Origin of the sequence: Propionispira raffinosivorans DSM 20765 (assembly GCF_000381065.1) — a bacterium.
Lineage (GTDB): Bacteria > Bacillota > Negativicutes > Selenomonadales > Selenomonadaceae > Propionispira > Propionispira raffinosivorans.
The window spans coordinates 44,302-67,873 of sequence record NZ_KB905847.1; the positions used below are offsets into that span (position 1 = coordinate 44,302).

Below are 23,572 nucleotides of genomic sequence, written 5' to 3' on the forward strand. Positions count from 1 at the left end.
TCTGATGGTTGACAAATTTATTTTGCTGCTTATTGGTTTATGATAAAAAAGGGACATTCATTTTTCCTTCATAAAGTGTTATAGTGTAGATAACACAAGAACAGTATTTATTGAAATAATATCCCACGAATAATGCAGTGAGGAGCTGGTATCATGGAAAAAACATGGTGGAAAGAAAGTGTAGTTTATCAGATTTATCCGCGCAGTTTTTATGACAGCAATGGTGACGGCATTGGTGATTTGCGGGGGATTTATGAAAAACTTGATTATTTAAAGGATCTAGGGGTTGATGTACTATGGCTGTCACCGGTATATCAGTCACCAAATGATGATAATGGGTATGATGTCAGTGATTATCAGGCGATTATGCAAGATTTTGGTACGATGGTCGATTGGGATGTTTTAGCAAAAGGAATTCATGATCGTGGCATGAAGATTGTTATGGATTTAGTGGTAAACCATAGTTCTGATGAACATAAATGGTTTATTGAATCTGCATCATCCAAAGACAATCCAAAACGTGATTATTATATTTGGCGTTCAGCAAAAAATGGAAGGGAACCAAATAATTGGGAGTCATTTTTTGGTGGGTCAGCCTGGCAATATGATTTAAAAACGGATGCTTATTATTTACATTTGTTTTCGAAAAAACAACCGGATTTAAATTGGGAGAATCCAGCTTTGCGTAAGGAAATTTACACTATCATGAACTGGTGGCTGGCAAAAGGAGTTGATGGCTTTCGGATGGATGTCATTAATTTCCTCTCAAAAGTACAATCTTTGCCAGATGCTTCAATAGTAGCTGGACGAGCTTACCAGGCAGGCGGGCAGTTTTTTATCAACGGGCCGAGAATTCATGAATTTTTACAGGAAATGCATGCAAACGTATTGACGAATTATGATATCTTAACGGTTGGTGAGATGCCAGGAGCGAGTGTTGAAGATGCTATATTATATACAGGCCAAGATCGACATGAACTGAACATGATTTTTCAGTTTGAGCATATGGATTTGGATCGTGCCGATGAGGACAAATGGCACTCTAAACCATGGAACTTTTTGGAACTGAAACGGATTATCAGTAAGTGGCAGATCGGTTTGGCAGATCGAGGCTGGAATAGTTTATATTTGAATAATCATGATACGCCGCGTATGGTCAGCCGCTTTGGCAATGATAAAATTTATCGGGTGGAGTCGGCAAAAATGCTGGCAACGTTTAATCATATGCTTCAAGGGACACCATATATCTATCAGGGGGAAGAACTTGGCATGACCAATGTGAAATTCTCGTCGATTGAGGATTATCGTGATATTGAAATTTTGAATATGTATCAGGAAAAAGTAATAGAATGTGGTGAGGATAAAGAAGCTGTTATGGAAGCTATTTATCGCAGTGGCCGGGATAATGCGCGGACGCCATTTCAATGGAATCAGGAAGAAAATGCCGGATTTACAAAGGGAAAACCATGGATTGGTGTGAATTCGAACTATAAAGAAATCAATGCGGAAGCTGCTAAACGTGATGAGAATTCCATTTATTATTATTATAAGCAATTGATTGAATTGCGGAAAACACATGAAATTATTGTTTACGGATCGTATCGACTTCTTTTGGAAAACGATGGGAAAATTTACGCGTTTATGCGCGAATTTGGAAAAACAAGATGGTTGGTCGTTTTAAACTTTTTTGCTCATGCTGTGACTTTCCATTTACCAGAGGATATTTCGTATACGAAAGCTGAATTTGTGATTGGTAATTATAAGGATGATATACAAGAAAATATCGATCGGATTTGCTTGAAGCCATATGAAGCCTGTGTGTATAATCTGCTGTAAATAAAAAAATATTTGCCTGTATTTTCCAAAATCAAAGAGAGATCAAAGAAATGAATTGTAAAATATACTATATAAGTTGTATTAAATATTTTATATGACAGACGAATAGGCTGGATGTCATTTATTTAATGCGTATCTATAAAATAAATTATGAGTGGAGATCATGTATATGAAAATTATAGCAATGTTAATGTTTTTTAGCATGCTGCTTACTTTTACAAGTATATCGAGAAGTATGAAACTGAGTGAAGTGCCTGCGGTTATCAAAAAGAAATAATTGGATGAATCGTTAAAACATCCTATAAAAAGACATGTTTTATGTCTTTTTTATAGGATGTTTTTTTTCGAGCATTTTTGCATACGATCTGTTAAAATAAAAAGATATTCTGTAATGGTCATAGCAAAGGAGACAATGTACTTGAAAAAAGTGAAGTTTTTGGTGAATATATGTATTATTTTCGGTCTATTGTCCTGGGTGGCTTTTTACTCAAATACAATGTGGCCCGAAAAACAGAGTTCGGGAATTTTTCAAGTTGTCGCGCAAGATGGGACAGATGCAGTGATGCAGGATGATGTACAAAAAACGGCGGATCTATTTAATCAGGTTTTGCAGGCAGATATGAAGGTTACATTAAATAGGGACATCAAGATTTTCATCTGTCCAACCAAGGAGCAGTATGCATCTGTTTTGCAAAAAGAATTTCATATGAAAGAGAAAAATATTGATCGAGAAGCGCAAGTAACCGGCGGTATGGCGAATGCCGACCTGAAAGTCGTTGCGCTAAATGGTTATTCGAATAATATGCGTTTGTCACAAAATCGCGTAGCTACCATGGGACATGAACTATTTCATCAGCTACAGGCACAATTATCACATGATAAAGGTGATAAAGCTTTGCGCTGGCTGACGGAAGGTACGGCTGATTATATGGGTGCTCGTATGGCTGAGAAAAGTGGCTATTTACCGATGCGGCAATTTCCGGTCGAGCGCATCAATGCTTTGCGCAGTAAAAGCGACCAATTAAATCCAGGCGAGGTGTTTCATGCAAACAAGGATCAATGGGTAAAACTTATGGAAAAGGACGAATCATCCTATCGTATCGCGGATTTGATGGTGTTTTATCTGCTTGCTTCTGTACCAGATAATCAAAAATATGAATTAATTGCTGCATATTTTCGGGAAGTAGGTCAACTGGGAAATGGTGAAAAAGCATTTGAAAAGGTTTTTCAAAAAAAACCAGATGTATTTTTAAGTGATTTTGAAGCATGGTTTTCTAATCAGCTGTCTGAGCCAACCACGCTGCAAATTGTTCGACAAGATGGTGTATCGGCTGCTTATTATGAGGATGTTGAAAATAGTGTTATGCTGACGCGGCAGTTTTTAAAAAATCAGTGGGGCAGTGATCTGCGTGCTTCCCAAAAAATCATCCTTACAAATGAAGCAGGATATCGAATGACGCTGCAACGTGAATTGGGTTTGAGCCTGGCAGAGGCTGAAAAACGGGCAGGCAAAAGCCTTTATTATAATTATGGGCATACCGTTGTTTTAAATATGACGAGTTTATCTCATAAAGAGCAGCGTGTTTTTGTGCCGGCTATGATCTTGATTAGTTATTTTCAAGAACAAACCGCTTCACAAGAACAGTTAGCAAAGCTGACCTGGTTTAGTAATGGAAGTATCTATGTTACAGCGGCTTACACCGTTGAGTCAGCAGGTCTGGCCAATTTGAATATGTATAAAAAAACATGGTTTCGCCTATTGGCAAAAGCAGATACAAGACCAAGTTTGCTAGAATTGGAAACGGCTGATGGCTGGGAAAATGCCGTAAAAACCTATGGCGAAGGTACGGTTGATGAAGTCGCTGAATTGGCCGCTTGTTACTTAGTGGATATGTATGGTGTGGCTTCAATTCATAATTGGACACAACAGGTTCAAGCTACAGGTGATGCTGAAAAAGCTTTTACTGAAGTATATGGTATGACACCGACAGAATTTGATGTTGTGTTTGAGGCATATTTAGCGAAATATTTATCAAGGAACAAGTAAGCGGAGCCGGTTTATTTTCTTTTGTGTGACCGTACTGGTATTATGGGGACAAACCATATATAATAGAATATATATAATCACAGGGAAAAGTGAGGGTAATGTATGAAAAAAGCGATTTTCTTTGATGTGGATGGCACATTGATTGATATAAGCAAAGGCATGATGACGATGAGCGCTAAAACAAAAAAAACCATTCGTCAGCTGCAGGATGCGGGGCATTATACTTTTATTGCTTCAGGCAGACCATTTGCTTTTTTAGATAAAGAAATCACTGAATTTGGCTTTGATGGATATGTATTGATGAATGGTGCAGCCGTTATCATGGGAGATCAGGTGCTTTATAAAAAACCACTGGATAAAGCTTATGTAGCAAGCACTTGTAAAAAGTGTGATGACCATCAAGTGGAATATATATTGCAAGGGACGAAACATGTTTATTTAAAGCCGGAATTCAAACAGCTGGACGATTTTTATGAAGATATTGAAATAGCAAAAAATCGGTTTGTGTATGATTTTGATGCGAGAAATTTAGATGTTTATAAAATGGAATTTATTTCGAAGAATGAGCAAGGATTGGATGTATGTATGTCGTTTGTGAATGATAAAATGGAATTCATGACCGATCCACGTCATAAGCTGAACTTTGAACTTTATGCGAAAGCACAAACAAAAGCGACGGGCATTCAGCGGGCTTTGCAGGCTTTGGATATTCCGCTGGAAAACAGTTATGCCTTTGGCGATGGTAAAAATGACAAGGAAATGCTGGCGGCTGTAGGGTACGGTTTTGCTATGGATAATGCGGATGCTTCACTGAAGAAGATTGCGGATTATACAGTAGATTCTGTGCATCATGATGGTGTAGCACAAGGCATATTAGAATATATACTCTAAAAAAATATTGATTCAGCAGGCGGCGAAAATGAATTTTTTGTCGCTTTTTTTTATGCGTTTATTTGGTCTATAATCTTTACAATAATATAACAAAATCATAACCATTTCTAGTACGTAACAGCGTATGATGAAAATTAGTACCATCGTAGTCCAGTTTAAATATAATTGGAGGGAAATGGAAATATGAAAACAAAAAAAAGGATTTTGACAGCGGCCATTTTTGCGGCGATAAGTTTGGGAACTTTGACTAGTTTTGCAGCTACGGAACATTGGAATGATGCTTCATTAACACCACAAGCTGTGACAAAAACGCAAGTGTCTGCAGATACAGATTGGCAAGCTTGGAAAGCTGCCTGGGATGATACAAAAACAAATCATGAGCAGGTTTCCCTGTCTCCCGGGAGTGATGCGAGCCAGCTGAATTTTGCCTGGTATTCGAAAATGGACGGGGCGCAGGTTCGTGTGGCGAAAGATGTTTCGATGAAGAATGCAAAAGAATTTTCAGGAACATCCGAGACTGGGTCCGTTGTAGAAGGCATTCAATATTATGCGAATAAAGTTGTTGCTGACGGATTTAAGGCGAATCAGACCTACTGGTATCAAGTGAAGATTGATGGAACTTGGCAGAAACCGCAAGAGTATAAGACAAAAAGCTTGTCTGATTTTTCTTTTTTGTTTGTTGGTGATCCACAGATCGGTGCTTCGACAGGGCAGGTTCCTGTAGGCAGTGATCAAAAACAGAATTCGGAGTTAGCTGCGCGAAATGATGCTTATAACTGGAACAAAACATTAAATGCAGCGCTTACACAGCATCCTGAAATCAGTTTTATGATTTCGGCGGGTGATCAAATTAATGAAGTGGCAAAAAATAATACACCGGATGAGATCAAGCAGCAAGAATACCAATATTCCGGATACTTGTCAGCTGCGGCACTTCGTTCTTTACCAGTTTCCACAACGATTGGTAATCATGATTCTTTGACAAGAGGGTATCAGAACCATTTTAATACACCGAACCCTTTTAAAGAAGAACAGAGTCCAACTGCAGCTGGACATGGCTATTATTATAGTTACGGCAATGCCTTGTTCATTGTCCTTAATACAAACAATTATAATGCAGCCGACCATAAAGCTCTTATCGAAAAGGCTATTGCCGCTAATCCGAAGGCTAAATGGCGTATTGTGATGATTCATCAAGACATTTATGGTTCAGGGCTTGATCATTCGGATTCAGATGGAATCATTCTTCGTACGCAGCTTACCCCAATATTTGATGCAAATCATATTGATGCTGTTTTGCAGGGACATGATCATACTTATGCAAGAACGTATCAGTTAACGGGGGACAGCAAACAACATCAGGCCTTTGACAAGACGGTGGATTTAAAAAATGAGCAGACACGGGCGGATTTTTTAACACAAAATAATTGCTACAATATTGCTGATATGCGTCAGGGAAAAGTTACAAATCCTAAGGGTGTTTTCTATATGACAGCCAACTCTGCTACGGGATCGAAATATTATGAGCTATTGCCAATCCAGCAGGATTATATCGCAGCTCGTAATCAGAGCTGGCGCCCAACGTATTCAGTGGTAAATATTACCGCAGATACATTCGCCATTACAACGTATGATGTAGGAACCGGTAAGGCAATTGACGATACGTACAGTATCGTAAAAAAATAAAAAATGTTATTTTAGGTAAGCGAAGCTGCGGTAAAGTGATGAAACTTTATCGCAGCTTTTTGGAAATTCAGGAGATAGGATCGATGGCAGATGAGATTTAGCAGATTAAAGCATAAACGTATTTATGTATGGCTGGGAACGATCGCTATATTGGTTGGCTTGGCAACTTTTTTATATATTTTTCAGCAAGTGGAAAAACCGGTTTTAGTGAATACGGGCGGACGAACGTTTGAAAATGCGACGGTATTGGATATTCTGGAAGATAATATGCAGGAAAATGGCATGCGAATCGGGGATCAGAAAGTAAGGCTTCAGATCGATAGTGGTGTGCTATCGGGTAAAACGGTTGAAGCGACAAGTGCCAATGGTTTTTTGTTTGGTGCAGCCTGCACTGTGGGCGGGAAAGTCGTTGCCATCGTTAGTTTAGCCGGAGATAGCCAAATGGTTACAGTTTATAGTGTAAATCGTGCTTTGCCAATTTATGCTTTTATTGGTTTTTTCCTTTTGTCACTTTGTGTGATCGGTGGGAAAAAAGGTATGAAATCAGCGGGGGCTTTGATTTTCACGATGGTTTGTATCGTATATCTGTTTTTACCAATGCTGGTTCGAGGTATTTCTCCGTTCTTGGCAGCCAGTATAACTGCTGTGGTTACAGTAACTGTGAGTCTGAGCTTGATTGGCGGCTTGAATCGTAAGACGCTAGCGGCAATCCTTGGTACATTTTTTGGTGTTGTCATTGCCGGAACCTCAGCCGCTGTTTTTGGTTATTTTGCCAGTATTTCAGGCTATAATGTTTCTAATATTGAAGCATTGCTTTTTGTGGGGCAAAATACGAAAATCGATATTGGTGGATTGTTGTTTGCGGGTGTCTTAATTGCGACATTGGGGGCGGTAATGGATATAGCTATGGATATTGCGGCAGCGGTCAGTGAAGTACATGATAAGACACCTCAGCTTACCAGACGGCAGCTTTTTGAAAGCGGTATGAATGTAGGGCGTGACATCATGGGAACGATGGCGACCACCTTGATTTTGGCATTTACGGGAAGTTCATTAGGTATTCTAGTCCTGAATTATGTTTATGATCTACCATATCGACAGGTCCTTAATTCAAATTCGATGGGCATTGAAATTATGCAGGGGATTTCCGGCAGTCTGGGCGTTGTTTTCACTGTACCGATGGTGGCTGTGATGGCCGCACTTTTATTGAAAAAGGCCAGTGCAGAATAAAGAAAAATAAAAGTCAATTGTAAACCACTTTAAATAAAAGGTTTACAATTGACTTTTACAATTTTTTCTTTTATAATTCAGATTGGTAGACTCAAGGTTGCTAATTTCGTAAGGGTGATCATGGAGCTAATTAGAGTATCTATAATTATAATATACTGGTCAACCTTGTTTTAAAATAAGGTTGACCAGTATAAGGGGGGGGATGTTTTTATGAGCCTAAGAAATATGACTACCACTGCGTTACTTGCGGCACTTATTGCAATTTCAGGTTCGTTCAAGATCCCAGGGTTTATTCCTGGAACTGAATTTCAACTATCGGCGCCTTTAGCTGTAGCGATTTGTGCAGCTTATGGGTTTCAACGGTATTTTATTGCGGGTGTTATAGCTAGTACGCTTGTTCTTCTGTTGGGGACACAAACTGTTTTAAATGTGGCCATTGCATTATTGTTTCGGGTTGTTATTGGAATCGTTTTCTATTTGGGGGGGACATCGTTGTTTGTTATTGTTATTGCGGGCCCGATCGCTTCCTTTATCGCTCGTTTAGCTTTTATAGGCATTATAGGGCAGGCCGGTTGGGTTGTTATTTTTGCAGCTATTCCCGGCATGATTTATACAGCTTTGGCAGCTTGGCCACTTACGTTGGTATTACGTCGAGTTCGACAAACCGCAGAAAGGATGCTTACAAATGTTGTATAGCGTTAAAATGCGTTCAGCGAAAGGTGGAGCACATGAATTGGGTGGAAAACATATTTCTGGTGCGGAACGTATTGTAAATCAAGAAGAAATTGCAAGAAGTGTCCAAGCCATGATCGAAAGAGCATTTCAACATGATCGTGGCTGCGCTGATTTTATTAATTTAAAAATTGAACAAATTGTGCCGCAGAATATTGTTTATATTAGGCAGCTGGCAATCTCCACGCTTGCAGCGGATACGATGTTATCAGGGCGCAATGCTGCAGTGGAAAAACTTATAAGTTCGGGGGTAACGAAAGCGGCAGCGCTATCGGGGATAGAACAATTAGCTGGACTCAGTGAAAGTATGCATGGAGCGATGCTGTTATCTTCAACGACCGGGCAACGGCTGGACGCAGCGGCACAACGAGGAATTCGAGTCAGTAATATGGATGTTGCAGATTTGCCTGCCTATAAAATGGTGCTTAGAAATTGTGGCTTGTTGGATATGCATGTTCGTGAGGCTGTAGTTTTGGCTTCTAAAGTTCAATCTGCAGCAGGTGTTATGGCGGAACTTTGCTGGTCGGACGATTTGACTTATACAACAGGCTACGTAGCCAATCAATCGGGGTATTATAGAATTCCACATTTAAAATTGTTGAATAGTCCAAATGGCGGACGGGCATTTTTTATTAAACCAGATACGAATATTGAAGCATTGGTTTCTTATTTAGAAAACACACCTGTTTTAATTAGACCACAAGCGAAAGCAGGCTGTGATCCATGCAAAAATTAACACAGATAAAAACGCAGCTGCTTTCCATGCATGCAGAAGCTGTTTTACGTCAACTTCATGAATTCCATTTTGCTGATCCCGTGCATGTTTACATAAAAAATGAAAAATATCTATTGATGGCATCCAATAATTACTTGGGATTGACGCATCATCCGGCGGTTAAAGCAGCGGCAGCTGCTGCTATAGAGGAATATGGTACAGGTTCAGGTGGATCTAGATTGACGAGTGGTAACCATCCGCTTTACGGACGATTGGAAAAGGATATCGCCCAGTTTAAACAGACGGAAGCTGCTTTAATATTTAATTCTGGATATATGTCGAATATCGGAACCATTAGTGCTTTAGCCAATACAGCAGCAGATGTTATTTTTAGTGATGCTTTAAATCACGCGAGCATTATTGATGGTTGTCGTTTAGCGAGAGCAAAAACGGTTATCTATCCACATAGTAATATGGCAGCGCTGGCAGATTTGCTTCAAAATATACCTTGCAGCGGGCAGCGTTTTATTATAACGGATGGTGTATTTAGTATGGATGGGGATATTGCTTGTCTGGATAAAATCGTTTATTTAGCAGAAAAATATGATGGTTTTGTGATCGTAGATGATGCACACGCTACTGGCGTTATTGGCAGTGGGGGCCGGGGATCAGCAGCTTATTATGGACTTAACGGGAGGGTTTCGCTGGAACTTGGCACATTGAGTAAGGCTTTGGCTTCTGAAGGAGGCTTTGCAGCGGGCAGTCAATTGGTTATTGACTATCTGATTAATAAAGCCAGAAGCTTTATTTTTTCAACCGCTTTGTCCCCAGCAACGCTTGCTGCAGCTAGTGCTGCATTGCAGATTTTGCTAACAGAGCCATACCGAGTGGAAAAATTGGCTGTGAAAGCTGCTATAATGAAAGATGAATTAAGGCTGGCTGGTGTTCCCTTACTGAAAAGTGAGACACCGATTCTTCCAATTCTAATTGGCACTGCTTCACAGGCTATGGACTTTGCCGAAAAACTTTATGCTGAAAAATTGATTGTATCAGCGATTCGTCCGCCGACGGTTCCCGTTGGGAGCAGCCGATTGCGCTTGACGATAACAGGGGCGCATTCAGTGGCAGATATAGATAAAGCCAGTGATCTTATAATTCATACTGCGATAAAAATGGGATTGGTGAAACCTTTTGCCCGATAGGGCTCTTACAAAAATGAAAATAAATCTCTAGTGATACGAGTTGTCACTAGAATTTTTTTTGCTTTTTTTAGTTACAAAAAAAGCAAAAACACAAACAAGGGACTTTGTTCCTATTAATAAAAAGACTTGAATTTTATATACTTAACTATATTGTTTCAAAAATATCATGGAATAACAGTTAATTTGTCTTAACATTCAGAAATGAACAATAGGACTTATGTATAAATAGGAGGGGTTTATTTGAAGTTGTTGAATGATCTAAATGTAGCAAAAAAACTGGCATTACTGATTTCGATTTTTATGGTTGGTCTGGTTGCAGTATGGATTACGGGGTATGTTTCTTTAAACAAAACGAATGAAAATATGGAATCCATGTATAGCAAGAATTTTGCGGCCGTTAATTTATTAACAGAAAATCGCAATCATGCTCGTGCAATTGAGTCAAATATGTTTGCTATGATTTTGGCAAAAGAGCCACAGGATATCCAAAAATTGCAGGCTGATATTACAAAGCGTGGTCAACAGTTTGATGAAAATTTAAGTGCATATGAAAAACTTGGCTTATCGGGTGATGAACAGATGAGTTTGAAGAATGTACGTGAAGATCTAGTGAAATATCGCGAAGTTCGCAAAAAAGTTTTAGAACTTGCAGCTCAAAATAAAGACGAGGATGCATATCGTTTATATCAACAGCAGGGAGATCCATTATCGAAAAAATTTAGTCAGGATCTTTTAGCGATGAGTGATAAGGCGAAACAACAAGCGGCGGCAACGAATGAAGATAGTAAAAAAGATTTTACGGGAGCGAATGTTACCTTTAGTATTATCGTGCTGTGCTCTATTTTCTTAGGACTTATTTTGGGCATTGTTATTGCTAAACGTATTGCAATGCGCCTAAAGCAAGCGGTAGGGTTTTTAGAAGAAATTGCCCAAGGTGATTTTTCTCGTGACGTTCCAGCTGATAGTTTAGCTGATAAAAGTGAATTTGGTGTTTTATCAGCAGCCGTGGATCGTATGAATAAAAATGTTAGGGCCTTGATTCAAAAATTAGCGCAGGCCTCGGAACAACTCGCAGCTTCTTCGGAAGAACTGACAGCCAATGCAGAACAGTCGGCTCAGGCGTCCAATCAGGTAGCTGGAGCTGTAACAGCAGTAGCGCAAGGTGCTGAGCAGCAATTGCATTTGGCCAATGAAGCCAATACAGCGGTCGAAAATATAGCAAAAGCAATTAATCAGGTTTCTGATAATACGCTAGTGGTTTCTACTTCATCAGAAAAAACAGCAGAAACGGCTAATAAAGGCGGCGAAGCAATTCGCAAAGCAGTTCAGCAGATGTCAATTATTGAAGAAAAAACAAAAAGTACATCGGGTGTTATCGGTGAACTGGAAGCTAAATCCAAGCAAATTGGCCAAATTGTTGAAGTGATTGCAAGTATTGCCAGCCAAACGAATCTTTTGGCTTTAAATGCAGCCATTGAAGCAGCTCGAGCTGGTGAGGCTGGTCGCGGCTTTGCTGTTGTGGCGGAAGAGGTTCGAAAATTAGCTGAGCAATCGCAGGAAGCGGCGAAGCAAATCACGGGATTGATCAATGAAGTACAAGAAAAAACGGATAATGCTGTTACCTATATGAGTGACAGTCAAAATGAAGTCAATCGAGGTGCGGAAGTCGTTAAGGCAGCTGGTGATAATTTCAGTGCAATTTTGCTGATGGTTAGTGAAATGACAAAAGAAATTCATGAAATTTCCGCATCCCTGCAAGAAGTTACCAGTGGCACGCAGCATGTTGTAACTTCTGTAGAAAATATTGATAAGGAAAGTCAGAAAACGTCTGAACAGACACAGAATATATCAGCGGCGACCGAAGAACAATCGGCAACCGTTGAAGAAATTGCCTCGGCCAGTGAACATCTGGCACAGATGGCAGAAGAATTACAACATTCGATCCGAACGTTTAAAGTTTAAGTACAGATTGATTTTTTTACCGTGCAGTCATATTGTCTGCACGGTGTTTTTATAAGTATCATGGTATCATTTTTGATACTATGGCACTTTAGAGTGTCTACTTCCCATAAGGGGCTAATTGGGTTATCATTGTATTTATAAGATAGAAATAGATAATAAAGGAGCTTATGAATATGAAAATTGCAATTATTGGCGCGAGTGGTAAGCAGGGAAATATGATTTTAAAAGAAGCCAGCACAAGAGGTTTTGAGGTTACGGCAATTGTTCGAGATAAAACTAAAATTACAGATGCAGTAACGACAGTAGAAAAGGATTTATTTCAGCTAACGGCAGCCGATTTAAAACAGTATGATGTTGTCGTTGATGCTTTTAATGCACCACCTGGAAAAGAAGAACTTCATCAAAGCGCATTGGCTCATCTGACGAAAATTTTTGAAGAATTACCGTCGGTGAGGCTTATCGTTGTTGGTGGAGCGGCGAGTTTGTTTGTTGATCCAGATAAGAAAGTTCGTTTACTGGATACAGAAAATTTCCCGAAAGAATATTATCCAACGGCATCGAATATGGCGGAAGCTTTTAAAAAATTACAACAAAGCAGTATTCAGTGGACGTTTTTGAGTCCGGCCGCATATTTTGATTATGCAGGAAACCGCACTGGATCTTACAAGCTGGGGGCAGACAATTTGATTGAAAATGCAGCGGGTGAAAGTTATATATCCTATGCGGATTATGCGATTGCTCTTGTTGATGAAGTTGAAAAGAAAGCTCATATTCGTAAACGGTTTACGGTTGTTGGTGAAAAAGCATAAAAAACAAAAAGGTCTCCTGTTATCAATATAAAGATGATAACAGGAGATCTTTTTATTTTTTTGTTATATATAATGCATTAAAGAAATTGCATCTAGACTATTAGGCTGCCAGAAATAGAGTTGTTAGTTTATTCTTTTTGACCAAATATTCATATTTTCAAATTGCCCGCAGATATGGCAATTGTTTATCAGGCAGCCATAGTAGTTATACATATTATGAAAAAAAACGCTGTTCATTCCAATGGAACTAGCACGCGCTATAGAATACAATGTTATAAGTTGTAGTTGTTTGGCCTCGCTTTCGAGGCTTTTGACTAAATGTGACATCAGACCTTTGCCGGAATGCTTTTTAATAGTAGCACAGTCAGTAAGTTCAGCACTGCTGGTTCGTTGGTCTACATCAATTGATGCAGCACTAATGATTTTATTTTGATACAGCATTATCTTAAAAATAGAAGTTTTTTGCATGATTTTTTCTAGATAGGTATGGTCATTCATTGGTGATGGATACGTTGAAAAAACACTGGTATATAAATTGGAAAGTTCAGGAATTGAGACGGGGTCAGCTGTTTTAATGCTATATTCAGATGGTAAATCTCTGCTTGTGTGAGGGCTTTCTTGGACTTTTTTCAATAAAGCTTTTTCAATCAGGCGATGATTCGATTCCTGTCTTTCTATATTGGTGAATTTTGCTAAGTGAAAGCCGGGTTCACCCTTAAAAAAAGATGGGTGAAGTGCTTCCAGCAAAAAATCGCGAACAAATAAAGCTTCCCAATCTTTTTGTTTTGCAACGATAATGATTTTGTATAAATTGTGTTTTTGGGCAGTTGTTTCTAAGAATCCAACAAAATCATCATAGTTTTCACAGGTATAGTCTTCGATTTTTAGTCTATTGTTTACAAAATCTATAAAGAAGAGAACTTTAAAGGTGTCCGTTTCTTTGGTTGCGTGGTAGCTTAGCTGATGGGCTTCATCTAAAAGTTTATCGATGGGTTCTTTTTGTGTTAAAATCATAATTTTTCTCCTTTTCGTTTAAACTGAGAAAAAGATTTTCGGCGTTTTTCACGGTTGTTGTCGGTAGGAATCAGACTGATTTTTTTATCAGAAAATAATTTGCCGATGCCGATTTTGCTGCTTTTGCTTTTATATTCTTCACAGAGTCCGCATTCGTGGCACTTGCTTTGTTTATGAGTTGATTCTGCATAGGTGGAAATAATACCCTCATAATTACGTAGTATTACTTTTTTTTCGGATCGGGATATTACATATTGTGGTCCAACCGGGATTTTTCCACCTCCACCAGGTGCATCTATTACATAAGTCGGTACAGCAAAACCTGAGGTATGTCCGCGCAGCATTTCCATAATTTCAATTCCTTTGGAGACAGATGTACGAAAATGATCAATACCGTTTGATAAATCACATTGATATAGATAGTAGGGACGAACACGCATTTGCACTAATAAATGTACCAGCTTTTTCTGTATATAAGAACAATCATTTACACCACGCAGCAGGACGGTTTGATTTCCTATAGGAATACCGGCATCAGCAAGCTTTTCACAAGCAGCAGTGGATTCAGCAGTTACTTCATTTGGATGGTTAAAATGAGTGTTAACCCAAATTGGATGATATTTTTTTAGCATATTGCATAGTTTATCGGTAATTCGTTGTGGCATTACAACAGGGGTACGTGTTCCAAAACGAATAATTTCTACATGGGGGATTTTGCGAAGCCGTATTAATAGAGATTCAATAAATTCGTCACTTAGCAGAAACGGATCTCCGCCGGATATTAAAACATCACGAATTACAGGTGTTTTGGCAATATAGTCGATAGCCGCAGTGATTTGGGCAGGGCTTCTTGCCTGATCTGTAGTACCGGCAAACCGTCTTCTTGTACAATGACGACAATACATAGCACATTGACTTGTAACTAAAAATAATACGCGGTCTGGATACCGATGGGTTATTCCGGGAACCGGAGAATCGGCATCTTCCGACAAAGGATCGTCCAAATCGTAGACCGTGTTGACTAATTCGTCCATTGTCGGGATGGATTGTTTCCGAATGGGACAGTCGGGATTGGCAGTATCAATTAAAGATGCATAATAAGGCGTAATCGCCATACGCAGAGTTTTCAAACAATTATTAACACCTTTTTCTTCACTGGGAGTCAAATCTATTTTAGTTTTTAAGGAAGTTACGTCTGTAATTCTGTTTTTTACCTGCCAGTGCCAATCATTCCAGTCTTGATTTGGCACATCTTGCCATGCTGATATAAGTTTTTCTTTACGTAAATACATTTTACAACGCATCCTTTCGTCAAATCCTTTTTTTGATAAAAGTTGCGTTGAAATTCTAGATTGATTCATCTGGATAATTCCAACGCAACTAACAACTCTATAATACATTAAAAGCTGTTAGTTGTCAATTTTAGCTCTTATAAAGCCGTAAAGATTATTTACATAACTAGCACTTTATGATAATATTTAGGTTGTTAGTTTAGAGGGGAGACCCGTTTATGAAAGATTCAATGCAAGTTCGTTTTCGAGAAGCTATGATCCAAAAACGTTTAATGATTGTACAATGGATCGTTGTAAGTATAATTTTTCTGTTATTGGGACGTGTTGCTTTTTTACAGATTATTACAGGTCAATATTATGAAGGCTTGTCGGAAACGAATCGCATTCGGACTGTATCAATAGAGGCTCCGCGCGGTAAGTTTTTAGATGCAAATGGCAGTCTTTTAGTTTCGAATCGGCCGAGCTTTGTGGTTTCTGCGTGGTTGTTCCCACGTAATATTTCTGCAGATGAAATACAAAGATTAGCTGACATATTGCATATGGACTCGCTAGAAATTCAGGAAAAGATCCAACAGCCGCATAGTTTGCCATTTCTTCCAGTTAAGATAAAAGAAGATGTTGATTTGACAACGATTACGCAGATTGAAGCAAAGAAAGAAGAGTTTCCGCAGATTGTTATAAAAACGGAGCCCATCCGAAATTACTTGTATGGTAATTTTGCCGCGCAAATATTTGGCTATACAGGAGAAATCAGCCAAAATGAATTAGCGAAAAATCCTACTGAGTATAAGAGCGGGGATCTTATTGGTAAATTAGGTCTTGAAAAAACATATGATGCATATATTCGGGGTAAAGCTGGAGCGGATCGAGTCGAAGTGGATGCTGGGGGACAAATGGTAAAACTCTTGCATCGGGTTTTACCGGTTCCGGGAAATAATTTGGTTTTGACAATAGATGCATCTGTCCAAAAAGCAGCCGAAGAAGCGGTAGATACGCAGCTGAAACTGCTTCAGACGCAGCATAAAACAAAAGCACAAGGCGCAGCCGTTGTAGTTATGAATCCGAATACAGGAGCAATTATTGCGATGGTAAGCAAACCGGATTTTAATCCGAATTTATTTAACGGAGGCATCTCTAAAAAAGCTTGGGATGTTATAATAAATAATCCATTTAATCCAATCGAAAATAGGGCGATTTCGGGCGAATATTCACCGGGATCTACGTTTAAGATTGTTACAGGCACGGCTGCTTTAGAACTTGGCAAAGTCACGACCGAAGAAAAAATATTAGATACAGGCAAGCATTGGCTGATACCAAAGGGGAATGCGGATGGTGAGGCTTTGGGGTGGATCAGTTTCCAAGAAGCATTAGCAAAATCGGATAATGTGTATTTTTATGAGATGGGAAATCGTGTAGGTATTGATAATTTAGCTCAATATGCTTATTTATATGGCTTAGGGAAACCAACTGGTATTGATCTGGCGGGTGAAGCGAGTGGGATTGTAGCTAGTCAGGAATATAAAGAGAAAACATACGATGAACCATGGTATCTTGCTGAAACGTTTGATGCGGCAATCGGACAGGGTTTTCAATTAGTGACACCACTGCAGATTGCAATGCTGATGAGTGAAATTGCCAATGGCGGTGATCGTTATAAACCGTTTTTGGTCGATAAAATTGTTTCGGATCAAGGGGAGATTGTGAAGCAGTTTTCTCCTGAAAAAACAGGACAGATTACCATACAACCATCTACGCTCACGGCTATTCGTAATGCTTTGCATGATGTAGCCATGTCCGGCGGGACGGCATCTACGGTTTTTCAGGGATTCCCGATTCCAATTGCGAGTAAAACAGGAACAGTAGAAAATTCGCAGGGCGATGACCATGGATGGTTTGTTGCTTATGCACCATTTGATAAACCAGAGGTTGTTGTGGCAGTTCTCGTTGAGCATGGTGGATATGGTACAGCATCCGCAGCACCGATTGTCAGAAAAATATTAGAAGCTTATTTTAAAATACAATAAAATTTTTCGTTAGAAAAAGGGAAGACGAATTTAGCTGTTATCAAAATCAGCCCAATTTGTCTTCCCTTTTATAGTTTCATTTTTTATGATCGATGGTATTTTTTAGTTAATAAAAGTTGTAACCGTGTTTAATTTGTCCAATGTTCCGATTACTACAAGCCGATCTTCTTTTTCGAGAATATCATCAGGACCAGGTGCGATTAAAACTTGCGTGCCGCGGCGAATTGCGATGATTAGAGTTCCTGTTGATTGCCTTAGGTTTAGTTCACGTAGTGATTTACCAATTGCTGCGGAATGGGGAGCTATTTGGATTTCAATTGGATTATACGGCGTGATGTTTTCTAGCCGATCAGAGTAATGCATAATCTCATTGGTTACTTTATGAAATCTTTTATCAATGGCTTCTTTTTCTTTGATCAATCGTTCTAATTCTTGTTTTAAAGAATAAGCTGCATCTATTTCCTGATGGTGGTCTAGAAGATGAGCGGCTTGTTGCGTGGAAATCACAAGCACTTCTTTTCCCTGCGAGACAGAGACAATATTATTTTCTTTTAATATGTAAATTGCTTTGCGAATCGTTTCCGGTGATACCTTATATTGACTGGCCAATAAGGTTCTACCTGATATCTTAGTGCCTGCTAAGAATTCTTGATTGACGATCCTTTTAGCGATATCAAGTGCGATAGCTCGATATACTGGTAAATCCATTTATGATGCCTCCATATAAAAAATAATTTTAATAAAAAATGCCGTTGTTGAAACAATTTTTATTATACATTATTTTAAAACAAAATCACAGAACTAAAAACTTAAAAATATGTTGAGATTGTTAGAACGAGGAGAATCATTGCCAATAAAGTCTTTTGTTCAATATAGTAAAATTTAGATAGGCTATTTTACTTAATTTTTATATAATAACAATAGACCCTCCGTTAGAAGGGTATTCAGAAATTTATTACGGTGAATTTTGGCGAATAAAAAGGAGTTTTTATGAGTATGAAGAGAAAAGACATTTTATTGGCTTTGCTTGTTGTGACTGCTTGGGGGGTGAATTTTATTGCCATTAAAGTTGGCTTGCTTGTTTTACCCCCGCTGCTTTTAGGGGCGTTACGTTTTTTATTGGCGGTTGTGCCCATTATTTTTTTCTTGCCACGACCACCTGTTGCTTGGAAATGGCTGCTTACATTAGGACTTTGCATCAATGTTGGTCAGTTTGCTTTCTTATTTTATGGTATGAAGGTTGGAATGCCAGCGGGACTTGCTTCTTTGGTGCTGCAGTCACAGGCATTTTTCACTTTATTTTTTGCAATCGCCTGGTTTCATGAATCCTGGTGCTGGAACCATATTGCAGGGCTGTTGATTGCCGTTGGGGGTATGAGTGTGATTGGGATGAATCAAGATGGAAATATGACAATGGCAGGTTTTGTTTTTACGCTTGCGGCGGCGGTGAGCTGGGGGCTTGGTAATGTTGTGATGCGTCGTACGACACTTAACCTGCCGCCTTTTTCGATGCTGTCACTTGCTGTTTGGGCGAGCGCTGTCGCAATCGTGCCGCTTTTCATTTTATCTTATTGTGTCGAGGGGATTGCTTCTTGGCGAACTGCTTATCAAAATTTTGATGGGGTAACACTTTGTGCAGTTTTATATCTTTCCTACATTGCCACTTTAGGCGGATATGGTCTTTGGGGTAGACTGATGTCGCGATACCCGGCTACGGTGGTTGCCCCTTGGGCATTATTAGTGCCAATTGTTGGTATGAGTAGTGCGTCCTTTTTTTTAGGGGAGACTTTTTCTCTTTGGCAGGGGCTTGGCTCTCTTGGTGTGATGGCAGGCCTTTTAGTGCATGTTTTCGGTCAGCGATGGAAATTATAAAAAATAGCCTATGGCAGTTTAAACTGTACCATAGGCTGTTTTTGTTGTTAGATGTAGTTTTATGTATGCGGGGAGGTGCTTAGCAAGGCTGATCTTGAGGATCAACCAGATTCGTTGCAATCAATAAATTACGATTACTGAGGATGTCTTGCGGTAAACCTTCAGCTGTGATTTCATGATCATCACCTAATACAATAACTCGATCCGCTATTTCGGGAACGAAGTTAAGCTGATGGGTTGCTAGAATAATCGTTTTTCCTTGCCGATTTAGGTCATTTATCGTATTCAAAATCCAGCGTTGTGATTTTGGATCGAGCCCATTTGTTGGTTCGTCAAAGATTAATACATCGGGATTGCTGGCCAAAACAGCGGCAATGGCGACTTTTTTTTTCTCCCCACCACTTAAATGATGTGGCGAATCATGTGCTAGTGAAGCAATATCACAATAGGCAAGCAGATCATGGGCCCGTTTTTTGGACTGATGCAGCTCTAAACCCATGGCGATAGGACCGAACATAATTTCATCTAAGACACTGGAGCAAAAAAGCTGCACATCTGAATTTTGGAAAACAAAACCGACTTTTCGGCGAAAAACAACGGAAAAATTTTTATCTTTCATTGCATTTTCGCTGATTTTTCGATCAAATGCTGTCAGCGTGCCATCCGTTGAGAAAATTAATCCGGCGAGTATTTTTTGCAGAGTTGATTTGCCGCAGCCGTTAGGACCGAGCAGCATAATTCGTTCGCCGGCGTTGATTTTGAGATTAATCTGATTGAGTGCGGTTTTATTTGATGAATAACGATACGAAAGATTTTGGAGATTATAGACTAAAGATCCAGACATGGTTCATTCCTCCATAGGCATAACACCCCAAAATAATAATTGCCGCAGCAAACCAAAAATCAATCAAATGTAGTGGCCCCTTTGCTTCTGCATAATAAATGCCAGTATAGCCGCGGGATTCTAGTGCATATTGAATATCTTGACTGTACTCTATCGTGATTCTTAAAAAATCAGAAATTGTACCGCCTATCCAAGCAATTTTTGATGATTGTGTTTCCAAACCAACTAAGCGGCTTTTTCGACCTAATACATAGTCCATAAATATAAACAAAAATAGATAGATATAGCGATACGTCATATCTAAAATTGTCACGATGATATTTGATAAACCGTATTTTGCCAAAACTTTTGTTAAGACAGACCAGCGGGTTGTTTTTATCAAAAGCATCGCAATACCTAAAGAAGCAGCACTTCGAAGTATTACAAAGAGTGCCGATTTTACACCTTGTCGGGTGATGGTTAGTTCCTCTGGTAAAGTGAAGAAGTGTCCACTAAACGTTAAATTGCTATATATAGTATAAAGCGGATCACCAGGAGTGACCCAATTGATTATGCCTGGTAATACGGCAATTCCAGTAAAAAAGAAAATCGGCAGCCAAATGCGTACGAAGTAATCGCCCAACCGAATACGCGATTGTAATGCTGCAAATAAAATAATGCTATTCAGCATTATTAAAAATACTAAATTTTGCGTTAAAGCCGCTAAAAGAATAACCGTTAATAAACCAGTTACTTTCATATGCGGTTCAAGTTTTTGGAGTAATCCATCTTGATTATTTAGAACAGAGCGATTGTCTTCAGACAAGATAGCATGAATTTTTTTCAATGTTTTTTCTAAATAATTGTGTGGTTTCCATGAGTGGGTGACAGCAGGCAGTCTTATGGTATCATTACTTTGGAGCCACGCAGGCAGATCCAATCTGTTCATTTATTGGAGCAAGACAATGTTGAGTTTTTTTTTGCTGCTATCATTTTCGTAAGTAATAGAGAGAGTCCATATACCATTGCGGAACCGATTATGGCGGCAAAGATATAACCGATGGATTGACCTAGAGAACTTTCGCCGAGAAAGCCGATACTATAGTCAGGGAATATGCCTGCCCAGACATCTTGTACATTTTTCATCCCTTGTGGAATATACCCTAGTGTTTCCGATAAATCGTCACCACCCCATTCACCCCACGCTGTGCCGTCAGCAAGCAACCCAAGTGGTGATAATATAATTAGTGCCGCAATGGCCAGCCAATAACGTTTCATCATAGTTATACAACCCCTTCCCTTTTATTTGTTTGTGATTGCAGCATTGTCACAGGTTGCACTGCCATGAATTTTAATGCCGCGGCGGTTACGATTCCCTCAATAAATCCGGCAACGGTGAGGTGCGCAACCATCATTGCAGGTATTGCCACATCTAAACCATAAGGACAATACAGTGGTGTACCATCAGCGGCTGTAAAGAAGAGTGGTTGAATGCCAAATTCTATAGAAGCAACAAAAGCAGCACAGTTAATGGCGATATAGCCAGCAATGGCTCCAGCAGCTAGTTGGCGGGTTGAACCTTGTAATGCATTTGTACTGATGAATTTGTAAACATAATAGCCGACAAAAGGGGCAACAAACGCCATATTAAAAGCATTTGCACCAAATGCTAAAATGCCACCATCAGCGAATACAAGAGCCTGAATGGCGAGTGCCACACTCATAGCAATAACCGCAGCCCAGGGGCCGAAGATAATGGCAACGAGCGTAGCACCAATGGCATGCGCGGTTGTACCATTTGGAATCGGCACATTAAACATCATAATTAAAAAACAAAATACAGCACCCATGGAAAGAAGGGGGACTTGTTTTACGTCCAAATCTTTTTTTAGTTTGGCTGAAGCTTTATACCATATAGGAATCATCACAGCTCCTAGAGCCAAACAGGTTGAAGGACTTAAATATCCGTCGGGAATATGCATTTCACTTGGACCTCCATTTTGTTGAATTTTTAGGTGAACGGGTAATCTATTTCAAATGACTATGCTCCGCTACCGATTCTTCATTCATATGGGTTACAGATAATTCGGCATAAAATACACCCTTTTGAACTTGAATTTGCTGGCAAAGTTCATTTAATTTTCGATAAACACCTCGTACGACTAGTACTTCAAGACATTGTGCATGATTTAGATGAACGTGCATTGTGGAAATGATCTCATGATGGAAATGATGCTGCAATTCAATTAAATACGCGGCTAAACCATTAAAAGCATGGTCATAAACAATTACGATGGTACCAGCTACGGCTTGCGTTTGCTGCAGCATAGTTGGTTCAATCAAAGCTTTACGGATCAAATCACGGATCGCTTCAGAGCGATTATCATAACCTTGTTTGTCGATGATTTTATCGAATTGTTCAACCAGATCCTGGTTCATCGAAACGCCAAAGCGGATCAAAGCATCTTTTTCAGTCATGAGAGCACGTCCTTTTCATTTCGTGTTACTTATATCATATATAGTAACACGAAATGTTTTTTTTTTAAAGTATCTATATAAGTTGCATTAAATATTTTATATGACAATCGTCAGAAATGGGGTATAAGGTTCCGTGGCGTTACGTAGGAAGCAACGATGACCTCTCCCCATTCAGGTTACAATTTTTTTAATGCCACTTACTATATAAATAGAAGTGCTTGGAATAAAGAGAATTAAGAATTGTAAAAAAAATAAATGATAATGATAATTAGTATTGATTAAAAGCTACTGCTGTGCTATTATAGGTTCATAGAAGAAATACATCGTTTTACTATGAATGTAATTTTGAAAGGGGATATAGCATATGAGTAATTTAATAGGAACAGAGTTGACGGATTTCAAGGTACAGGCGTATCAAAAGGGTCAATTTCGTGAAATAAGAAAACAGGATGTTTTAGGCAAGTGGTCGGTTTTCTTTTTCTATCCGGCAGATTTTACTTTTGTATGTCCAACCGAATTAGGCGATGTACAAGATTTTTATAAAGATTTTACAGAACTTGACTGTGAAATTTATTCTGTATCGGAAGACACGCATTTTGTACATAAAGCGTGGGCTGATTCATCCGATACGATCGGAAAAATTGAATATCCAATGATCGGTGATCCGACAGGCGCCTTAGCAAGGTTTTTTGGCGTTTTGGTAGAAGAAGCCGGTCAAGCCTTGAGGGGAACCTTTATTGTCAATCCACAGGGTGTTATAAAGGCTTATGAGGTTCATGATATGGGAATCGGCAGAAATGCTGAAGAATTATTGAGAAAAGTACAGGCAGCTCAATTTGTCGAAGAACATGGTGATCAGGTTTGCCCTGCTAAATGGAAACCAGGTCAGGCAACCTTGATACCAAGTCTTGACTTGGTAGGTAAGTTATAAGAACAACAAAACTCTATCAGGGTTTCCT

Annotated in this window: 21 protein-coding genes; 13 read left to right on the forward strand and 8 right to left on the reverse strand. The window is 39.2% G+C overall.

Annotated elements, in window-relative coordinates:
• Positions 1 to 153: 153 nt before the first annotated feature.
• The 10 genes from F606_RS0108765 to F606_RS0108815 all read left to right on the forward strand — a co-directional run bounded on the left by F606_RS0108765 (position 154) and on the right by F606_RS0108815 (position 13,110).
• Complete coding sequence (locus F606_RS0108765) at positions 154 to 1,836, forward strand: glycoside hydrolase family 13 protein (RefSeq protein ID WP_019553511.1); 1,683 nt, start codon at positions 154 to 156, stop codon at positions 1,834 to 1,836.
• A 418-nt stretch (positions 1,837 to 2,254) separates the two neighbouring features.
• Entirely contained in the window at positions 2,255 to 3,883 is a 1,629-nt protein-coding gene (locus F606_RS0108775; RefSeq protein ID WP_019553513.1) for a gluzincin family metallopeptidase, read from the forward strand.
• A gap of 102 nt (positions 3,884 to 3,985) precedes the next feature.
• Complete coding sequence (locus F606_RS0108780; protein WP_019553514.1) at positions 3,986 to 4,774, forward strand: Cof-type HAD-IIB family hydrolase; 789 nt, start codon at positions 3,986 to 3,988, stop codon at positions 4,772 to 4,774.
• 183 nt (positions 4,775 to 4,957) lie between these two features.
• Complete coding sequence (locus F606_RS0108785; protein WP_019553515.1) at positions 4,958 to 6,460, forward strand: purple acid phosphatase family protein; 1,503 nt, start codon at positions 4,958 to 4,960, stop codon at positions 6,458 to 6,460.
• 90 nt (positions 6,461 to 6,550) lie between these two features.
• Positions 6,551 to 7,690, forward strand: coding sequence for a YibE/F family protein (locus tag F606_RS0108790; RefSeq protein ID WP_019553516.1), 1,140 nt, complete (start codon positions 6,551 to 6,553; stop codon positions 7,688 to 7,690).
• A 210-nt stretch (positions 7,691 to 7,900) separates the two neighbouring features.
• Positions 7,901 to 8,386, forward strand: coding sequence for a hypothetical protein (locus tag F606_RS0108795; protein ID WP_019553517.1), 486 nt, complete (start codon positions 7,901 to 7,903; stop codon positions 8,384 to 8,386).
• Complete coding sequence (locus F606_RS0108800) at positions 8,376 to 9,158, forward strand: 6-carboxyhexanoate--CoA ligase (protein WP_019553518.1); 783 nt, start codon at positions 8,376 to 8,378, stop codon at positions 9,156 to 9,158. Before F606_RS0108795 ends, F606_RS0108800 begins: the two co-directional genes overlap by 11 nt.
• Complete coding sequence (gene bioF / locus F606_RS0108805; RefSeq protein ID WP_019553519.1) at positions 9,146 to 10,339, forward strand: 8-amino-7-oxononanoate synthase; 1,194 nt, start codon at positions 9,146 to 9,148, stop codon at positions 10,337 to 10,339. Before F606_RS0108800 ends, bioF begins: the two co-directional genes overlap by 13 nt.
• A 240-nt stretch (positions 10,340 to 10,579) precedes the next feature.
• Entirely contained in the window at positions 10,580 to 12,301 is a 1,722-nt protein-coding gene (locus F606_RS0108810) for a methyl-accepting chemotaxis protein (protein ID WP_019553520.1), read from the forward strand.
• 173 nt (positions 12,302 to 12,474) lie between these two features.
• Positions 12,475 to 13,110 (forward strand): NAD(P)-dependent oxidoreductase, encoded by a 636-nt coding sequence (locus F606_RS0108815; protein ID WP_019553521.1) that lies wholly within the window; start codon positions 12,475 to 12,477, stop codon positions 13,108 to 13,110.
• 123 nt (positions 13,111 to 13,233) lie between these two features.
• On the opposite strand, the gene ablB is transcribed toward F606_RS0108815, so the two are convergent.
• Together ablB and kamA are read right to left on the reverse strand one after the other, a co-directional pair.
• The gene (gene ablB, locus F606_RS20855; protein ID WP_019553522.1) at positions 13,234 to 14,124 is read right to left on the reverse strand and encodes a putative beta-lysine N-acetyltransferase; all 891 of its coding nucleotides are present in this window, start codon (positions 14,122 to 14,124) and stop codon (positions 13,234 to 13,236) included.
• A complete protein-coding gene (kamA, locus tag F606_RS0108825) occupies positions 14,121 to 15,416 on the reverse strand; it encodes a lysine 2,3-aminomutase (protein WP_019553523.1) in 1,296 nt (431 codons plus the stop codon). Before kamA ends, ablB begins: the two co-directional genes overlap by 4 nt.
• 218 nt (positions 15,417 to 15,634) lie before the next feature.
• Between kamA and mrdA the strand changes: the two genes are divergently transcribed.
• Complete coding sequence (gene mrdA / locus F606_RS0108830; protein ID WP_019553524.1) at positions 15,635 to 17,440, forward strand: penicillin-binding protein 2; 1,806 nt, start codon at positions 15,635 to 15,637, stop codon at positions 17,438 to 17,440.
• 102 nt (positions 17,441 to 17,542) lie between these two features.
• Here mrdA and F606_RS0108835 read toward each other — a convergent pair whose 3' ends face one another.
• A complete protein-coding gene (locus F606_RS0108835; RefSeq protein WP_019553525.1) occupies positions 17,543 to 18,148 on the reverse strand; it encodes a GntR family transcriptional regulator in 606 nt (201 codons plus the stop codon).
• Positions 18,149 to 18,436: 288 nt separating this feature from the next.
• Between F606_RS0108835 and F606_RS0108840 the strand changes: the two genes are divergently transcribed.
• On the forward strand, positions 18,437 to 19,312 hold the full coding sequence (locus F606_RS0108840; protein ID WP_019553526.1) for an O-acetylserine/cysteine exporter: 876 nt from the start codon (positions 18,437 to 18,439) through the stop codon (positions 19,310 to 19,312).
• 79 nt (positions 19,313 to 19,391) lie between these two features.
• On the opposite strand, the gene F606_RS0108845 is transcribed toward F606_RS0108840, so the two are convergent.
• Genes F606_RS0108845 through nikR form a run of 5 tightly spaced genes read right to left on the reverse strand, consistent with a single transcriptional unit; the run spans position 19,392 to position 22,613 of the window.
• Positions 19,392 to 20,156: an energy-coupling factor ABC transporter ATP-binding protein gene (locus F606_RS0108845; protein WP_019553527.1), complete on the reverse strand. Its 765-nt coding sequence runs from the start codon at positions 20,154 to 20,156 to the stop codon at positions 19,392 to 19,394.
• The gene (cbiQ, locus tag F606_RS0108850) at positions 20,134 to 21,084 is read right to left on the reverse strand and encodes a cobalt ECF transporter T component CbiQ (RefSeq protein WP_019553528.1); all 951 of its coding nucleotides are present in this window, start codon (positions 21,082 to 21,084) and stop codon (positions 20,134 to 20,136) included. Before cbiQ ends, F606_RS0108845 begins: the two co-directional genes overlap by 23 nt.
• Positions 21,081 to 21,416 (reverse strand): PDGLE domain-containing protein, encoded by a 336-nt coding sequence (locus F606_RS23455; RefSeq protein ID WP_019553529.1) that lies wholly within the window; start codon positions 21,414 to 21,416, stop codon positions 21,081 to 21,083. The genes cbiQ and F606_RS23455 overlap by 4 nt, the downstream gene beginning before the upstream one ends.
• A gap of 2 nt (positions 21,417 to 21,418) precedes the next feature.
• Positions 21,419 to 22,117, reverse strand: a complete 699-nt coding sequence (cbiM, locus tag F606_RS0108860) for a cobalt transporter CbiM (protein WP_019553530.1) — start codon at positions 22,115 to 22,117, stop codon at positions 21,419 to 21,421.
• 46 nt (positions 22,118 to 22,163) lie between these two features.
• Positions 22,164 to 22,613 carry a nickel-responsive transcriptional regulator NikR gene (nikR, locus tag F606_RS0108865; protein ID WP_019553531.1) on the reverse strand — a complete coding sequence of 150 codons (450 nt, stop codon included), beginning with the start codon at positions 22,611 to 22,613 and terminating at the stop codon, positions 22,164 to 22,166.
• 364 nt (positions 22,614 to 22,977) lie between these two features.
• Between nikR and ahpC the strand changes: the two genes are divergently transcribed.
• The gene (ahpC, locus tag F606_RS0108870; protein ID WP_019553532.1) at positions 22,978 to 23,544 is read left to right on the forward strand and encodes an alkyl hydroperoxide reductase subunit C; all 567 of its coding nucleotides are present in this window, start codon (positions 22,978 to 22,980) and stop codon (positions 23,542 to 23,544) included.
• The last annotated feature ends 28 nt before the right edge of the window (positions 23,545 to 23,572 follow it).

What these genes read in the sequence shown, in the direction of transcription:
- F606_RS0108765 (WP_019553511.1), top strand. Translation starts at nt 154, where the DNA reads ATGGAAAAAACATGGTGGAAAGAAAGTGTAGTTTATCAGATTTATCCG.
- F606_RS0108780 (WP_019553514.1), top strand. Translation starts at nt 3,986, where the DNA reads ATGAAAAAAGCGATTTTCTTTGATGTGGATGGCACATTGATTGATATA.
- F606_RS0108785 (WP_019553515.1), top strand. Translation starts at nt 4,958, where the DNA reads ATGAAAACAAAAAAAAGGATTTTGACAGCGGCCATTTTTGCGGCGATA.
- F606_RS0108790 (WP_019553516.1), top strand. Translation starts at nt 6,551, where the DNA reads ATGAGATTTAGCAGATTAAAGCATAAACGTATTTATGTATGGCTGGGA.
- F606_RS0108795 (WP_019553517.1), top strand. Translation starts at nt 7,901, where the DNA reads ATGAGCCTAAGAAATATGACTACCACTGCGTTACTTGCGGCACTTATT.
- F606_RS0108800 (WP_019553518.1), top strand. Translation starts at nt 8,376, where the DNA reads ATGTTGTATAGCGTTAAAATGCGTTCAGCGAAAGGTGGAGCACATGAA.
- bioF (WP_019553519.1), top strand. Translation starts at nt 9,146, where the DNA reads ATGCAAAAATTAACACAGATAAAAACGCAGCTGCTTTCCATGCATGCA.
- F606_RS0108815 (WP_019553521.1), top strand. Translation starts at nt 12,475, where the DNA reads ATGAAAATTGCAATTATTGGCGCGAGTGGTAAGCAGGGAAATATGATT.
- ablB (WP_019553522.1), bottom strand. Translation starts at nt 14,124, where the DNA reads ATGATTTTAACACAAAAAGAACCCATCGATAAACTTTTAGATGAAGCC.
- kamA (WP_019553523.1), bottom strand. Translation starts at nt 15,416, where the DNA reads ATGTATTTACGTAAAGAAAAACTTATATCAGCATGGCAAGATGTGCCA.
- mrdA (WP_019553524.1), top strand. Translation starts at nt 15,635, where the DNA reads ATGAAAGATTCAATGCAAGTTCGTTTTCGAGAAGCTATGATCCAAAAA.
- F606_RS0108835 (WP_019553525.1), bottom strand. Translation starts at nt 18,148, where the DNA reads ATGGATTTACCAGTATATCGAGCTATCGCACTTGATATCGCTAAAAGG.
- F606_RS0108840 (WP_019553526.1), top strand. Translation starts at nt 18,437, where the DNA reads ATGAAGAGAAAAGACATTTTATTGGCTTTGCTTGTTGTGACTGCTTGG.
- F606_RS0108845 (WP_019553527.1), bottom strand. Translation starts at nt 20,156, where the DNA reads ATGTCTGGATCTTTAGTCTATAATCTCCAAAATCTTTCGTATCGTTAT.
- cbiQ (WP_019553528.1), bottom strand. Translation starts at nt 21,084, where the DNA reads ATGAACAGATTGGATCTGCCTGCGTGGCTCCAAAGTAATGATACCATA.
- F606_RS23455 (WP_019553529.1), bottom strand. Translation starts at nt 21,416, where the DNA reads ATGATGAAACGTTATTGGCTGGCCATTGCGGCACTAATTATATTATCA.
- cbiM (WP_019553530.1), bottom strand. Translation starts at nt 22,117, where the DNA reads ATGCATATTCCCGACGGATATTTAAGTCCTTCAACCTGTTTGGCTCTA.
- nikR (WP_019553531.1), bottom strand. Translation starts at nt 22,613, where the DNA reads ATGACTGAAAAAGATGCTTTGATCCGCTTTGGCGTTTCGATGAACCAG.
- ahpC (WP_019553532.1), top strand. Translation starts at nt 22,978, where the DNA reads ATGAGTAATTTAATAGGAACAGAGTTGACGGATTTCAAGGTACAGGCG.